At 45.6% G+C, this 15,273-nt stretch carries 12 protein-coding genes; 1 reads left to right on the top strand and 11 read right to left on the bottom strand.

The features are described 5' to 3' along the window. Positions 1–3: 3 nt before the first annotated feature. The 9 genes from H5647_RS10970 to H5647_RS10930 form a co-directional block, all read right to left on the bottom strand. Entirely contained in the window at positions 4–1,665 is a 1,662-nt protein-coding gene (locus H5647_RS10970; protein ID WP_052692025.1) for an FHA domain-containing protein, read from the bottom strand. 2 nt (positions 1,666–1,667) lie between these two features. After that, entirely contained in the window at positions 1,668–2,306 is a 639-nt protein-coding gene (locus H5647_RS10965) for a hypothetical protein (protein WP_045858558.1), read from the bottom strand. Continuing rightward, positions 2,303–3,121 (bottom strand): formylglycine-generating enzyme family protein, encoded by an 819-nt coding sequence (locus H5647_RS10960; protein WP_052692024.1) that lies wholly within the window; start codon positions 3,119–3,121, stop codon positions 2,303–2,305. The genes H5647_RS10965 and H5647_RS10960 overlap by 4 nt, the downstream gene beginning before the upstream one ends. 205 nt (positions 3,122–3,326) lie before the next feature. Further along, entirely contained in the window at positions 3,327–4,709 is a 1,383-nt protein-coding gene (locus H5647_RS10955) for a PP2C family protein-serine/threonine phosphatase (RefSeq protein ID WP_052692023.1), read from the bottom strand. Positions 4,710–4,716: 7 nt separating this feature from the next. Further along, positions 4,717–5,418 carry a hypothetical protein gene (locus H5647_RS10950; RefSeq protein ID WP_045858556.1) on the bottom strand — a complete coding sequence of 234 codons (702 nt, stop codon included), beginning with the start codon at positions 5,416–5,418 and terminating at the stop codon, positions 4,717–4,719. Between the two features lie 77 nt (positions 5,419–5,495). Then, a complete protein-coding gene (locus H5647_RS10945) occupies positions 5,496–6,287 on the bottom strand; it encodes a sigma-70 family RNA polymerase sigma factor (RefSeq protein ID WP_162926364.1) in 792 nt (263 codons plus the stop codon). Between the two features lie 240 nt (positions 6,288–6,527). Further along, the gene (locus tag H5647_RS10940; protein ID WP_052692022.1) at positions 6,528–9,515 is read right to left on the bottom strand and encodes a bifunctional serine/threonine-protein kinase/formylglycine-generating enzyme family protein; all 2,988 of its coding nucleotides are present in this window, start codon (positions 9,513–9,515) and stop codon (positions 6,528–6,530) included. 591 nt (positions 9,516–10,106) lie between these two features. After that, positions 10,107–10,538 (bottom strand): hypothetical protein, encoded by a 432-nt coding sequence (locus H5647_RS10935; protein ID WP_045858553.1) that lies wholly within the window; start codon positions 10,536–10,538, stop codon positions 10,107–10,109. A 1,203-nt stretch (positions 10,539–11,741) separates the two neighbouring features. After that, positions 11,742–12,920: an acyltransferase family protein gene (locus H5647_RS10930; RefSeq protein WP_045858548.1), complete on the bottom strand. Its 1,179-nt coding sequence runs from the start codon at positions 12,918–12,920 to the stop codon at positions 11,742–11,744. A 307-nt stretch (positions 12,921–13,227) separates the two neighbouring features. Here H5647_RS10930 and H5647_RS10925 point away from each other — a divergent pair, with 307 nt between their 5' ends. Then, complete coding sequence (locus H5647_RS10925; RefSeq protein ID WP_162926363.1) at positions 13,228–14,031, top strand: LytR/AlgR family response regulator transcription factor; 804 nt, start codon at positions 13,228–13,230, stop codon at positions 14,029–14,031. A 212-nt stretch (positions 14,032–14,243) separates the two neighbouring features. On the opposite strand, the gene H5647_RS10920 is transcribed toward H5647_RS10925, so the two are convergent. Together H5647_RS10920 and H5647_RS10915 are read right to left on the bottom strand one after the other, a co-directional pair. After that, on the bottom strand, positions 14,244–14,420 hold the full coding sequence (locus H5647_RS10920) for a hypothetical protein (protein WP_162926362.1): 177 nt from the start codon (positions 14,418–14,420) through the stop codon (positions 14,244–14,246). Between the two features lie 235 nt (positions 14,421–14,655). Beyond that, the gene (locus H5647_RS10915; RefSeq protein ID WP_162926361.1) at positions 14,656–15,219 is read right to left on the bottom strand and encodes a hypothetical protein; all 564 of its coding nucleotides are present in this window, start codon (positions 15,217–15,219) and stop codon (positions 14,656–14,658) included. Between the last annotated feature and the right edge of the window lie 54 nt (positions 15,220–15,273).

Genomic DNA, 15,273 nt, shown 5'->3' with positions numbered 1-15,273 from the left:
CGATTACCCTATTCGTTGAATTTTAATACTGTATTCGCCCAACATAATCACATCACCTGACTCAATTGTCTCTTGCGTTATGGGGCGATTATTCACTTTGGTTCCATTGCTCGAATTAAGATCTACGAGTGTAAGCGAATCATCTCGCTCGCGCTTTAACACGGCATGAACTGACGATACCGTATCGCCCATCAGCACAATATCGTTACTACTCCCTCTACCTAAACGCGTAGTAGTAGAAGACACTTCATGCTTAATTTCTCCCGTGCTCGCGTATTCATAGAGGTAGGCGAAAACCACAGGGCTATCGGTAGATTTCTTGTTTTTTCGAACTAACAGCACGCCCCCTATCAATACAGCCAAAAGCAGTACGCTCGCTACGACAATAACAGTTGTGTTGTCCTCCATTAACAGCACGCCGTCTATCGGCAGCTCTTCCTCAACCGGCATATTAGGATCTAACTCGGGTGTCACATCGGATTCCGGTGTTGTTTCTAGCGTTGCTTCTAGCGTAGTTGCTTCAGGCTGTTCCCCTTCCGGCGATGTCACTAGCGGCTCGTCAGCATTCACACCCTCTTCTGTCGTTTCGTCCACAGGCACAGGGGCTTCAGTATCGATACGTTCTACTCCGCCATCTACTACGCCCTCAACTAGGCTCCCATTTCCCTCGCTAACGTCTGCAGCAACTTCGTTTGATGACGAGCTTGGCTCTACTGGGGTAACCTCTGCAACAGCCTCGGATGTCGACACAGGTACAGGCTCAGATGTGGCCAGAACTTCACACGCCGTATAGTTAACCAATACCGAACGCTCTATAGCTTCGCCTGCTGTAGCAGCAAATTGTAGTAGACGGTCCCCGCAAAATTCAGGCGTTGCGATAGTAAGATGTGCGCCGTTATTACTATACGGCGCAGAGATCTCAATAATAGCGTCCCAAGTATTAGGCGTTCCACTGACTAATACGCCGTTAACAACTGAAAGTACCGGATTGAATTGTGCGCTTAAATTGCTATCGAGCTCACTTTTTTGGAGCAACACAACGGCTAAATGAATACCAGCATCATTCAAAATAGAGGTTACGCGATGTATTTCATCGTCGTTGAGATTTAAACCTGTTGTTACCCAGTGAATGACTTTCCGCTTATGCGGTGTTCCATCTAAAATAGCGACCAACGATTGCAGGTGACCCGCTGTATTGTGTGAACCCTCCGACCATGCCAACGTCTCTATCGACGCATCTAAAGCGGAACGATTAGAACCCAGAGCGGCGATAACCTGAAGGTTGTCTCCATCGGCATAAATCCCCACTAATTGGTTGGCCGCGTGAGAATTCACAAAATTCTTCAAACCTTTTTTTACACTTGCTACCGATCCCTCGCCCCTGACATTATCAAGTTGCACGAAAACGATATTAACCGATTCCTCGTCATTGGCAGCAAATGGCTCAACCTGAACGTCCAACACTTGGCCATTATAGGAAGCCGAGATATTTTCAACCGCCAAAGCACTATCGAACCAAACGGAACACTGTGTTTTATTTTCACGAGAGTGACACTCGTCTACCCACGTCCACAACTCGCTGGCCGAAACTCCTAACGAAAAAACCAAACTAACAACAAACAACGCTACACGCGTAAACACGTTTCTCTTTTCGATAATATTCACGCTTATCCTCGACTAATTTCGTGGTAGGTATAATCGGTACCAATTCTGAATTTTAAGGGACATAATTTTTGCTTTGTTTGCCTTAAAGTTTGCACTGGGAGAATCGCGGGGCCATGAGGTTTATCCAATCGTCCCTTAACTGCAACAGGAGGAGAGCCCGAATACAAGTGATAACAAATTTCGTAGTTGCCTGGCGTTGGATTATAAGCCATCCAAATTTCTAAGGATTTTTCTCCGCCTTTAGTGTTGTCCAGTGTAAATTTACCCGGTTTTCCCGGTATTGTTCGCTGGTCATATTTATAAAGGCCATCAGGCGTTAGAACGTGTAAATCCACGTCGGCTTCACGCGACCATTCCATTTGCATAATCAGCAAATTATCGACAACCTCTTTTACGGGTGGCTGCGGTGGTGGGCACGTAATAGTCGGTTCGGGAGACGGTGGCGTAGGGCAAACCGGACACGCAGGTAAAATAGGTTCGGGACAACTTTGCTGCGTTTCTTGAACCGGCTCTGCCGGTGTCTTCTTCAGGTAGTACGGCATCAAAATAAGGGTAATTAAAATAAAGGCTCCCATCGCAGACGCGAATAGGTCCAGCGCCGACATAGAGAAAATATTTATTTCGCGGTTTTGTCTTTTCATCCTTGCCTCACCACACGAAAACCTATTTGAGGGCTTTTCGTTCTAGGCGCAATAAATTCACGATTACTCGAGCGTGCACTGCTCGCAGGTGTTTCAAAACTGCCACCTCTTATACCTCTACGTGCGCAATCGCCCTCTTCCCAAACAGTACCATCGGTAGGCGCTTGTTCGTAATTTTCATTTGCACAATCCAAAATCCACTCCCACACATTGCCATGCATATCGTATAAACCAAAAACATTGGGTGCATATTGGCCAACGGCTGAGACCGACACTGCCGTGTCGTTGCACGCCGTTATGCTCGACCAATTTAGACCAGCCTCATTCACTGACTCGTCGGCAATATTCCCTACTCTGCATACGTCTTCTTCGCGATTTCCCGTTGAGAACAAACTTACACTGCCGGCTTTAGCCGCGTATTCCCATTGTGCTTCACTCGGAATTCTAAAAGATTTTCCCGTTTTATCCGAAAGCCATTGAGCATAATCATACGCATCTCGCAGGCTAATATTAACGACCGGATGACGGGCATCGCTATCGCTAAACTCAAGCGTAGTGGTGCGGCCGGTGTCGTGTACAAATTCAGCATATTCAGACTGCGTCACTTCATATTGGCTCATTGCGAATGCGGGCACGCTGACCGTATGAGCGGGACGCTCATCGGTATCACCTATAGCCGCTTGATCGCCCATAATAAATATACCCGCCGGAATACTAACGAGTACTGGAATTTTCACAGCGGCCGGCTCTTCTGATGGGGTGCATCCAGACAATGCCAATAGACAAATGCCCAATACGGGCAGTAAACGATTCATTCAGGGCAACCTCATTTAAATCAAAACCTTTGTTTATTGTGTAGGTTCATCCATTTGAACCTGTCATTTTGGCGCGAAAAACCACGAAAAAACAATCCCAATTGTCCAATTGCCTTTTTCCTCACACCAACCTCTTCCCTATACGCCTCATTTGTTGGCCGCTCGAGAAAGCCCGCTTATTTGCCTTTCACACTTAAAATACTCATTAAGATGGCGGCAAGTTGCCGTCACTACTTTTCACCGGTTTGCCCTCAGATTCCTTTTTAACTTCAGGGCTAACATCAACACTGTCATCCATAATGTCTCTTTCATTCTCCGTGTTATCGAGCAGTTCTTCGTTCTGTGCCGCACGGCGAGGGTGCACTTCTTTTTCGCCCTCATCCAATTCAACAGAACCCGACTCGCTATCACTCGTCATAGCATCGTCGCTGGAAAGCGAGCTATTTTTTATAGGTATACTGGGTTTTACTCTTGGCTTATCGCCACTGGAATCGATGCCAGCGTCAATGCCTGCATTCCCTTCTAGCGGTGAAGACAAAACATTAGGATCACGACGCGTGGGGCGAGAGCTACTTTGTGTATTCTCTGACGAACCTGCACCCTCGGCAGGTAATACCTGAACACCCACCTCAGCAGGATCATCGTTATTTAGTACCTCGTTTTTTTTATCAGAACGCGTGAATATTGCTATGGCGAGCACAATGAGCAAGGCGAGAACAGCAATACCGGCAATAAGAAGATTTTTATTGGGCGGTGCTGACTGCACTTCAGTTTCATGTTTAATAACACTCGTTTTTCGGCCCTTTCCAATATGCACCACTACCAGCGTGGCGTTATCTTGATTGGGTAAAGCCAATCGTTCGATTTCGTCCAAAACACTCTCAACGGCGGCTTTGGCACAATAGCGCGGCCTATTTTCCGTTAACGCAATTAGCTTGCTCTCAGAAAGTGATTCTATGCCGTCACTACCCAACACCAACGAATCACCACGCTGCAACACAAGTGGCTCGCTCGTCCTATTTTTCAGTTTTATTTCTTTACCATGAATCACCGAACGTAAAACATGGCGCTTTGGATCATTGAGAGCATCTTCAGCCGAAATTTCGCCCATATCCGCCATTTTCATCAATACAGGTAGCATCGAATGATCTTCGTTTAATCGAGACATCTCACTTTCTCGTATTAACCAAAGAGGGGAATCACCCACACTGAATAGATATAACTCATCATCCACTATTACTATCGCGACAACGGTTGCCCCCATTCCGTCTAACGCCGCATCACGCTGGCCTTCCGCTGCGACTTGGCTATTCGCAGCTGTCAAAGCATCATCAAACAGCGTTTCTAGGCTGTCGCCACCACGAGCAAATACATCCGTGAAAGCGGCAATGACCGTTTGGCTCGCCAACTCCCCACCGGCATGGCCACCCATACCGTCGGATACAACATAAAGAACCGCTTGGCGATGCCCAAAAGAAAAGTTTAACGGCTCTGCATAAGTATCTTGCTGTGAATTTCGTGCCCCAATAATCTGGCCGGCAAAAACATCGCGGCTAAGCTGGCCACCGTGGGATAAAGTTTTACCCATTAAACAATTACTCCTGTTTTTCCGTTGAAGACGGAAAAGACGTTTTCGGTACGTCTGAATTGGTTATTGCACATAGCGCCTTGCGACCATGTGACACTAGGCGCTGCAGATTGGAATTGTCCTCAATTTGCAGCGTTTGATAAATGTGTTCTAGTTTCACCCATAACGGGCTGCTGTGATCCGTTTCCGCAGCACAATGCTTTAACGTAAAACGCTGCCAACGGCTATAGAGGCGCTCGACTCTCGTAAGACTAGAAGATTCAGCGTCAATGGCGCTAAAAGCCCCTTTTGCCGACGCTAAAGGCGCTCCCAATGTTATTGGGTATTCAGACTCTAAAAAGGCCAGGTCTTTCTCTACTGAAGACAAGCTCGGCGGGCGTATCATAAGCGCAACGGATAACACGCATGCTGTTGCTAAACCACTGCCAAGCCACCAACGCCATAGGCCCGTGCCTCTCGCTTTTGAGGGAATTGAGGCTTCCACTAAGGGGGCCGCAACGCCTTTGGCCTGCAATAATTGACGCCAGTTTTCGTACCATGCACGCTCAGACGCCAATAGTATTTTGACCTTATTCGCTTCCTCACGGTTTAAACGACCATCCACAAAGGCTGATAGAAGCTCGAGGTCCACTTCTGTTAACCGCTCACCATCGGCTTTAGCCGCAACCAGCAAGTGTGCAGCAGCAGTATCACGATTGTCTTTTGCCATAGCTCTCAACTTTACAGGTGTTATTGGTTAGACGGACATGCCACGAAATATGAACAACATTAATGTGATCACAACGATTATTGATAGTATTTAAGTACATCATTGAGTGATGCCAATGCTTTTTTAAGCTGTCGTCGCGCGGAGTGTGCAGGAATGCCGAGATCAGCTGCGGCCTTCGATACCGGCACACCTTCCTGATACACCAAGCGAACCAACAGCATCGTATCGGCCTCTAACTGAATTGATTTTAGGTGCTTTAGAAGCGGCCCGTGGGTGTCATTTTTAGCGCATACATCGGCGGAGAGCCAATGATTCAGCGCCATTAGTACTTGGTCGAAAGCGCTGGATTCAAGCTCGTCTTCGAGCGACTGGCTTGAATGCTCATCCAATAATTGGCCGCCTCTCTCGCCATCAACACTCACTTCCGTAACTTTATGCCCACACTTTGCGTGGCGTGCTTTTATCGTCTGGCATATTGATAGAACACTTTCTTCACCACCCTCGGCTAAAGGAAACATCTCGGCAATAGCATTCGGTTCTCGGTGCTCACAACACAGTTTTTTAAATAGCGCCCCCCACAACTCGCCCATACGTTGCACCCAAACAGGGGGACGACACTTACCAAAACGGCTTATGGCAAAATCTTCGACTAGGTTGCGGAAAACCGCTATTAGAAAGGTGCTGGGGCTAGATTTCCCTTGAAATCGGTGAAGCCGCGAAAACTCTTCGTTTTGAAGACGTTCAAAAGCCCAAACAAAAGCTTCTTCGGCAAGAACATCATCGAAAAATCGCTTGCGACAGACCTGCTCCAAACGATGGATCCAGTTCTCTGAAGGGTCAAATATAAAGGCTTGCCAATCCATACTCATACGTTCTTTTAGTGACAGCAGAGACTAGCATACCGTGCTAACAAGTTGAACTATTGAGGCTCTCCGCCGCCACTCATTTTCACTTCCGCCCTCATGTAAACAGGTTCTTTAGGTAAAAACCCCCTCGGTTACCAACACCGCACTCAACGATCAAACCAAACGCTTTTATCGCCTAAAAAAAACGCGCCATTAAAAAGCGCGTTTTAAAAAGAGTCGAATAAACACCCGAAGGGCTACACCCTATTTATCTTGTACCACTCGGAATCCATAGCGGCTCGACCGGAATGCTCTACCACTCCAGTTACGGTAAGAAGAACCGATATTAACGGTATCAAAAGAACCCCCTCGTCGAACGCGACGACCGCAGTTACCCGAATCCCAAGCGCTGCCATCCGTAGGTGCGCCTTCGTAGTTTTCATTCCAACAGTCGGCTGTCCACTCAAATACGTTTCCGTAGATATCGTAAAGCCCGAACCCGTTCGACGCATACCGCCCTACGGGCGAGGTGTAAGAGTAGTTATCATCACACTCAATCTTTTTCGACCAATTAAAGTCATTAGCTAAGTCTGTGGTGTCGGCAATATTACCGTACGTACAAATATCCGTTACTTCGTTACCAAAGTGGAACTTGTTGCTAGAGCCTGCACGTGCGGCATACTCCCACTCAGCTTCTGAAGGTAATCGATAACCACCAGACGTTCCTTTGTTTAGCCAGTCGATATAAGCGTTTACATCATTCCAGCTCACGCACACAACCGGATGATTATCGCCGCCTTGACGCGCTTCCTCAAAATCAGCATTTTTCCAATTCACTCCGCTCGTCCAGTCCCACCAATCATCACGCCCATCTCTAGCGGTATCGCAACCAATAACATCGCCGGTATTATTTTCAGCATCAGTGACATAACCCGTTGCATCTACAAATTGACGGAACTGCCCCCGCGTAACTTCATACTTACCCATACTAAAATTTGAAACATTGACCGTATGAGCAGGTTTTTCGTCATCATGGCCATCACCCGTTGTATCCCCCATACGGAAACTACCGCCCGAAATATTCACCATTATGGGCTCGTAATCCTGTCGCAAAGGCAACAATTCAACCGCAATAGAACGACTCTCTGAACTCAAATCTACCGTCAGTGTTTGCGAGCGATACCCTGTTGCCTTTATGACAACACGATGCTGACCCGCCGATAAATCGATACCGTCGTAATAGGTAACATTTGAAGGTTGATCTGGTAATACCACGCGCGCGTTATTTGGCGTAGTTTCTATCCATAGGCTATAAAGAGGCTCTGGGGTAGGGCTAGGCGTAGGTGGCGGTGTAGCCTCCTCTTCATAAGTTTCTTCATCATCCATACTGGTTGATAGCATGGCGTACTCCATTGGCAACACAAATTCGCCACCAACACGGTCACAACGAAACATAAAATAAAACTCTAGGTTTTCGTAGTCTATTTCTGTTCTATCGCTATCGTCCACATAATCTTCCAGAGAGACAATTACGGCTTTTTCAGCATCGTAATACTCACGAATATAAAATTCGCCATCGGGAGACCGCATAAAATCATTTTCATTCGTATAGTTTTCAGAATTTATACTGCCGCCATTTTCATAGACCGTTTCCAAATTCGTCTCTGACAACCATCTGTAACGATGATCAACACACACTTCTTCGCCATCATCAATATAATCATCAGAAGAAAAATAATCGTCAGTATGATCACTTTTCCACGCGGCATCGGCGATTTCCATCGGCACCGCGGCGTAAATTTCTTCATCCCCGTCAACTTTTGCGAAGTAGCCATCGTCTGTTTTACTGATGCGACCGCGCATCTCCTCGCCATCAACATTAACGGTAAATATTAATTGGCTATCGGTACGCGAAACGATATATGGCTCGGCATTTTGGTAGCCCGAATCATCAACCACCAACCCTTTGTCAAAATCAAGCAGTGCAAAATCACTTTCAAGGTAGCTTTCATCAGTACTGTGTATTAAAAACGCCATGTATTGTTGAGCCGGCTTCATATACTTAAAGTAATAAACGGCTGCCGCTGCTGCGCCCGCGAATAAAATAATGAGCACAATCATAACAGCGGCTGCTGCACCGCCTGTTTTTTCAGGCTTTTGCGGCGTCGATAACTTAACGGTTGCTTTAGCTTTTGGCGCAGGGGCTGGGCTACTCACCCCATTCCCTTTTAAGGTCCAACCTTTGGCTCTTGCCCTTGCAACAACCTGCTGCTGTGCCGCAGCCTGTTCAATACCCAGCTTTTCAGCTTGAGTTAAAATAGAGTTCATTTCGGCTGATGTAATAATACCGTCGGCCCCAGCGATATCGATAAGCGAAGTTAAACTCTCACCTTGACCACCCATGCCTCCCCACGAAGCAAACCAATCACCCAATGTTTGAGGACGCGCACTTGGCGACATAGCCAGCCCCCAATCAATCGATTTTAGAAAAGCAGACGCGCCTGGGCGCTCTCCAAACTTAACCGTTGTATCGTTATCCATACGATCCATTGCATCTTCCGGCTCGCCGCCCGTTAAGCAGGCGTAGGCCACAGCGGCCAAGGCGTAGATGTCGGTATAAGCGCCCATCTGCCCTTTGCTGGCATACTGTTCTCTTGGTGCGTAACCAGGGCTAATAATGGTTGTAATAGAACGACTTTTCGCCCCGATAGCTTGGCGTGCAGCGCCAAAATCAATAAGCACGGGCGTACCGTCGGTACGGAACATAATATTGTCAGGTTTAATGTCTCGATGAAGTACGCCAGCATCATGAACCAACTGTAGCCCGTTCATAATCGGCGTTAAAATACTGCGTACCGCTTCTTCGCTAAGGGAATTCCCCTTGGAGAAACGGTCGGAAAGACAACCCCCTTCGCAATATTCCATTACCAAATAAGCTGTACCATTCGCCTGAAAAAAACGATGCACACGAACAATATTAGGGTCGTCAAATTTAGCAACCGTCTGGGATTCTTTAAGGAAGGCATCTAAACCCCAACGATAGTCGTTTTCAGTGTCTTGGGTTTTCGCAACGACCGTTGTACCGTCTTTTCGCCAAGCAAAATCGCTAGGCATATATTCTTTTATCGCAACTTTACGCTTTACGTTAGTGTCAACGGCAAGGTAAGTAAGGCCAAAACCACCTTCACCCAACAGTTTTTCAATTTGGTATTCGCCCAACATATACCCAGGCTGTAAAGCGTGTAAATTCATCGTTCCCATTTCCCCAAAGCTATCGTATTAACGCCGTTTGCGCTTTTTAGCACACTATTATTCAACCACCATCTGAGCTACCCACAACTGCTAACCCAAATACATGCTCAAAAAGTCACCGTACCGTAAAGCATGTTAAGGGAAATCGCGCCAAGAACAAAGTTCCAATTTAAGCAATCTCCCCCAAAACCCACTCGTTTGCGCACCAATTTCGCCCACTCTGAAACCATCGTAGTGGTTTACAGCAACCGGGAAAGATCAAAAAAAACAAACAAACTTTTAAGCCGCGCCCTTTATATAGTAGACGCTGTACCTCTTAGACGGACAACGTGTAGAATCTTCCGCCTAACCCTGTAAATAAAAACCTCAAGAACTGCCGCTAAGCCCGTACGGCTGTATTAAAGGCTCATTTATACCCATTCCACCCTAAACCGCTCTACCCCCACTAGACAGTGCTACACCGCCTAACCTGCTGCACCGCTTATCCTCGGCATATACGGTCTCCGCTGCTAGCAGTCCATCACTTCTGGTCTTTTGCGCTACCCACAAAAGTAATCTTGCCGTTAAGCCCCCAACAAACGCTGAAGAAACTTAGTCTTCAAAATCATATTGATCGGTATAACCCTGCTCCTTGGTTGATTCGTTGAATACCTTATCCTCGGTATCCTCTTCACTTAAAGCGTCCACCCTTGGATCGTCGTGACCACCCTCTTTCATCGCTGTTTCGTCATTAAAATAGTGCTCAATTGTAAATTCGCACGCTACGGCACTTACACTTTCCCCACAAAAATAAGAGTAATTAGCAACAGATTCCGGATATTCCCAAACCTCTAACGTAACAAGCATATGCTGAGCACAGGACGTGCAAGGAGCCTCTAACTGCGTGATATACCGTATATAGTCATCATCTTCTGATTCTGGGCTAGCATCCTCGTGAAAGATTAAAGACTGGCCATCAACGTTATACTTTTCTTTACAGCGGGTGCAGGTATAACTCACATACCCTTCAATGGTGACATTCATACACTCATTACCTATGGAGAAAACTCTCCTTCATTTTGCTAAAAAAACGACGCCAGATAATCGCCGTGCCACCCAACATTAACACCGGACAGCCGAAACTAAACAAAACAATTTAAAAGCTACAACAAAGATTAAATGTAATAACGTACATATTCACGGCAAACATTGGAAGACACCGCGGGCCTTCCAATCTATGATTTATGTCCATGCCGCGCGGCGGCACCCAACATCCGCCCCCATAACGCCGGGGCGCCACAAAACGTATTACGGGGTAGTAGCCAAATGTCACGCCCCTTAAAGCGATATACTAGCCGAGGTCTTCGGCATTTGTAGTACTAGAATTTAGCTCCACAGCTGTTCGCGACTATACATATCTCCTTATTAAACATGCGCACGCCAAAACACCCTAAAAGTACACACTTGCGATGTTTGTTCACTATTCGCAACAGCGAAAACTGTCCTGCTCATTTTCATTGATATAATGCCTTCACGTTTTACGCTCCAATAGAACGAACCAGCACTTCTATTGACTTTTGAGCGACCAAAAGCCCCTCACTCACTCTGAGCACATACTTTGACTAAGAGCTACAAACGGCTCTGACAGGTTGATTACGAGGGATTTAGGGTGCCAAATGAGTGTCATAACTACTCTCACCCGAAAGAGCTCAAACCAGGTTCGCCTCACAGAAAACGGCCCTTAATCCATAGAAATACAGCTACACCCCACAAATAGACTCTCTCAACGAATCCAATTGCGCCAACGATGAGCTAACTAACCGTAGTTTGCTGTAGGCTGACCAATGTGCATCCGTTCCTGCGAAAGGATGCCGAAGAGCGTTACACAACCATGCCAAAAGCCGTTATTGCCAAGGTGAATATGGACTTCACTACCAGGGGCAAACGCAGTAACAAGGCCAAGCTAATTGATAGCACAGCCCTATCCCAATCTAAACATTGGAATTCGTCACCTAAACGGCGTGTAGACTGGGATTGGGTTGGCGATCGATATCATAACCAGAATATGTTTTATCAAACCCCAATGCCATCCCCCTACAGACAACTATCTTTTCATTCCAACTACGGTCATCGCGAAATTTATACATTGACTTCACTACCCAGTAAATAGCGTTCTGATAACGCCCCCAATATGAACGCCATCAAGAGCGTCTAGACTGCCGCCTATAGATACGGCCGAATAACAATCTATTGAAAACCACCTTCATTACGCTGCTTTTTTAATACCTTGACCCCAAAAGCGTGTCTAAGTATTGGCATACGTTTAATCAACTCGTAGCTGATTAGGCAAACGCTAAATGTAGCGACGACAATAACTAAAGGTTCGACTATAGGCCCCAAAGAGAGGGGAACAAGATAAAACGCAACAATGAGAATAAGTGTTTGGTGTAGAATATAGTAGCAATACACCCCACCATTCAAATAACGAATATACGCATTCGAAAAATTTAGTTTAGCTTGTGCCCAAGCAACGATTGTTGCTATCCATAACCAGCTATTCGCACTCCATAGAAGACTAGATAGCTCATCATATACCTTACCTTCAGGAATACTCCCGCCATTAAAGCTGTAGAGAATATAACAATAACTACAGATGGCCAACGCTAATAACGCATGTCGCATATTTACGAAGCTAGTCCATAAGTGCGGAGCACGAACTAGTGCAAAACCCAGTAGGAATACACTGAAGTAGCGCGCGTTGTTATACCAATCATCGATAAGTGCCCCTGTACTAGGGTATTTTTCGTACAATAAATGCGCGCATAAATAGAGGGTGAATATTGGCCCTACAATAAGAGCCCATGGAGCTATCTTTGTACTCAATTTTAAGAACAGCTGTCGCGAGAACGCTGACCGGATAATGGGATATAAAAGCCATATGATAAGCGAGTACACAAAAATATAGCTCAAGTACCACAAGTGATTCCAAGTAATTAAGCCTTGCTCAACGTCAAAATAGGTCTGCCACAATCGCCAGTAACTCGTACCTTCAAGCTCACCAAGGGAGTGCTGTTCTATATAAACTTGTGGCACGACAACAACTGCCATGCCAAAAAGCAGCGGGACTAAGATCTTAGCGTGTCGGTTTCGCCAAAATTGCCAGAAAGTCATTTTCTCTAGCATGTAGGAGATGGCAACGCCGCTAATCAGAAACAATAAGGACATTCGCCACTGATTAGACCAGAGCATAATGTTCTGTAAAAATTCACTTCGATAGCCACTCTTATAGTGCCAGCCCCAATCTTGAGCATAGAGCATTCCTATGTGAAAAAGAATAAGTAATCCGAAGGCCAAAACACGTAGCCAATCTAACTCTAAATGCCTTCTGCTTACCCAATTGGATGTTGCTGTGCTTGATGCTTGCATGCCGAATTCCTGATCAAATGGATAGTGATGTCGTTTGCGATATCTATAAGCCTCACATAGAATGGCTTTGATTGAGATGGCTAAGTGATTGATACACAAAGAGTTGTGATAAGCGGACAATAGCTGTGATGAGATTGCCTGTATTGGGTGGTTAAAATAAGAAACTGGATTTTTCTATTGAGGTTTAATGCCAATGCACGGCTCAAAAAAGCAAAATTTTCCGCCGTTATTTTTGAAGTATAAAGGTAAGTGGCTCCTAATCACTTGGGTGACGATGGGGGCGTTAGTAAACGCGACTAGCGTCCTTATGGAAAATTCACGCGGTGCAGGAAACCTTGAATGGTGGATGCCATTTTGCTGGGAATTTTCCAGCAGCCTTATGATATTGCTCCTAATTCCCTTGATCATTGCCGTCACTGACAAATATATCGAGCCCAGTTCTTTACGTAACCAGATTTTATTACACCTAATCGCTACTGTGCCATTTTCAATAATTCATGTCGCAGGCATGGTCACAATTCGTAAAGCGTGTTACTTGATCAATGACAGCCACTATATTTTCGTGAACAGCCTGCAAGGCTTACCTTATGAATTTTTGTATGAGTATCGCAAGGACGTACTCACATATATTACGATTCTGGTGGTTATCTTTGGCTATCGATTTGTCCTGCGACGCGTACAGGGAGAGGCGTGCTATCTAGCGCCGAGTGAACTGGAGGAACCCTGCGAGAATGATAAAATGGGAGAAAGTACGACCAACAACAAGGAAGAGAGCGAACACCCAGAACGCTTATTGGTAAAGAAACTAGGCAAAGAGTTTCTTATCCAGGTTCGAGACCTCGAATGGGTTGAGGCTTGCGGTAACTATGCCAATTTACACATCAAAGACCGTACATACCCAATGCGCATCACAATGGCCAAACTCGAGAAATTACTACCCCCTCAGGAGTTTATTAGGATTCACCGCTCTCATATTGTCAACCTAAGTCAGATCCGGGAAGTTCAAGCTCTTGAAACGGGTGACTTTGAGGTAACACTTAATAATGGCAAAGACCTCAATTTGTCCCGCCGATACCGTGAGAAATTTAAAGCTGTTGTGAGCTTTCATTAAAGGTATAGCAATCAACGCATCACCTAACAGACCGAGGAGTAAAAGTTTTTACATTAGCCTCAATATCTACCAAGCAGTTAAGTATGTCTAATTTCGCTATTCTTACAAAATTCAAAGAATGAGTGCTTAGATATAATTAAACAACACCGTCACCATTGTTCTGGTCAAGTAAAACCGGACACCTATTTTTATAAATTCCCTGCTAACACGCTTCACTTGTTGACTGCAGAATCGAAGTGTCGAACCTGCTCTGTTCGAGCAGAACCGACTCTTCCATTTTGCAGAACATACTTGGATTCTTCGTATTTTATTGGCGATAAATCTTCATTCGCCGAATGAAAACGATGTACATTGTAGTAGCGCATATATTTGCCCACGTCAGTCTTCATGTGCGCTCTTGTCGGTTGGTGATGTGTAAACCAGGCACCTTGAACTCCACATTGGAAACAAGGTACCGATTGTCGCCGAACATTTGATACTCCTCTGTACAATGTTCTCTCTTTAAAGTATTTCTTCCATTTTGGATTCTTCGAAAGAATCTTTCCTACCTTCCCACCAGCCGCGGAAATCAGCAATACGAAGCCGATTTGTTTGGCAGATGCCAGATCAAAATCAATCGGTTCATCACCAGATGCGTGGCCGCATGGGTAACGTGGCTGTCCGATTATTTTCGAACGCCACCAAGTCGGGATGCAACCAGTGATTACCACCTTTACCCTTACTGTTTCTAGATCGCTTCTCATCAATCCTTAAACAATACAGACCGTAATCTTCGTTTAAGTATTTTGATAGCAAAGGGTACAAATCTTTTTCAGATAATTCGCCCTGCTTTAATGCAATCAACGGTTGATCAATGTCATCGTCTACACTGCTTGCGGCTTCGGCTGAAGACACTGCATCACGATTCACGTCTGCATCTTCAAGCCAATAATAAAGGCGTGGCCTTGGTTCATCACGTGTACCCACATTTGGGCAAATAGCTTTAGCCCTTCTGATACGTTGCCCTGCCACTTCCGCCGCCAATTGTCCTAGCAGCTTTTCTTGAGTGTCGTAATTAGGGTTTTTACTTTTTTCAGCTATTTCTTCGGGGTATCGATTCACGAACTCTTCAGCTAATTGGCGAGCGGTGAATTGCCTATCAGAATTAGCCTCTAAGGTTTCTATTATCATCTGAACTCTGGCTGTCATTGATTAGCAATCCTAAAATTTTTCAATTTACCTTTTCCTTAGTTTTATAGTTCT

The organism is Teredinibacter purpureus (assembly GCF_014217335.1).
Taxonomy (GTDB): domain Bacteria; phylum Pseudomonadota; class Gammaproteobacteria; order Pseudomonadales; family Cellvibrionaceae; genus Teredinibacter; species Teredinibacter purpureus.
This window is presented reverse-complemented; position numbering and strand designations above follow the sequence as displayed.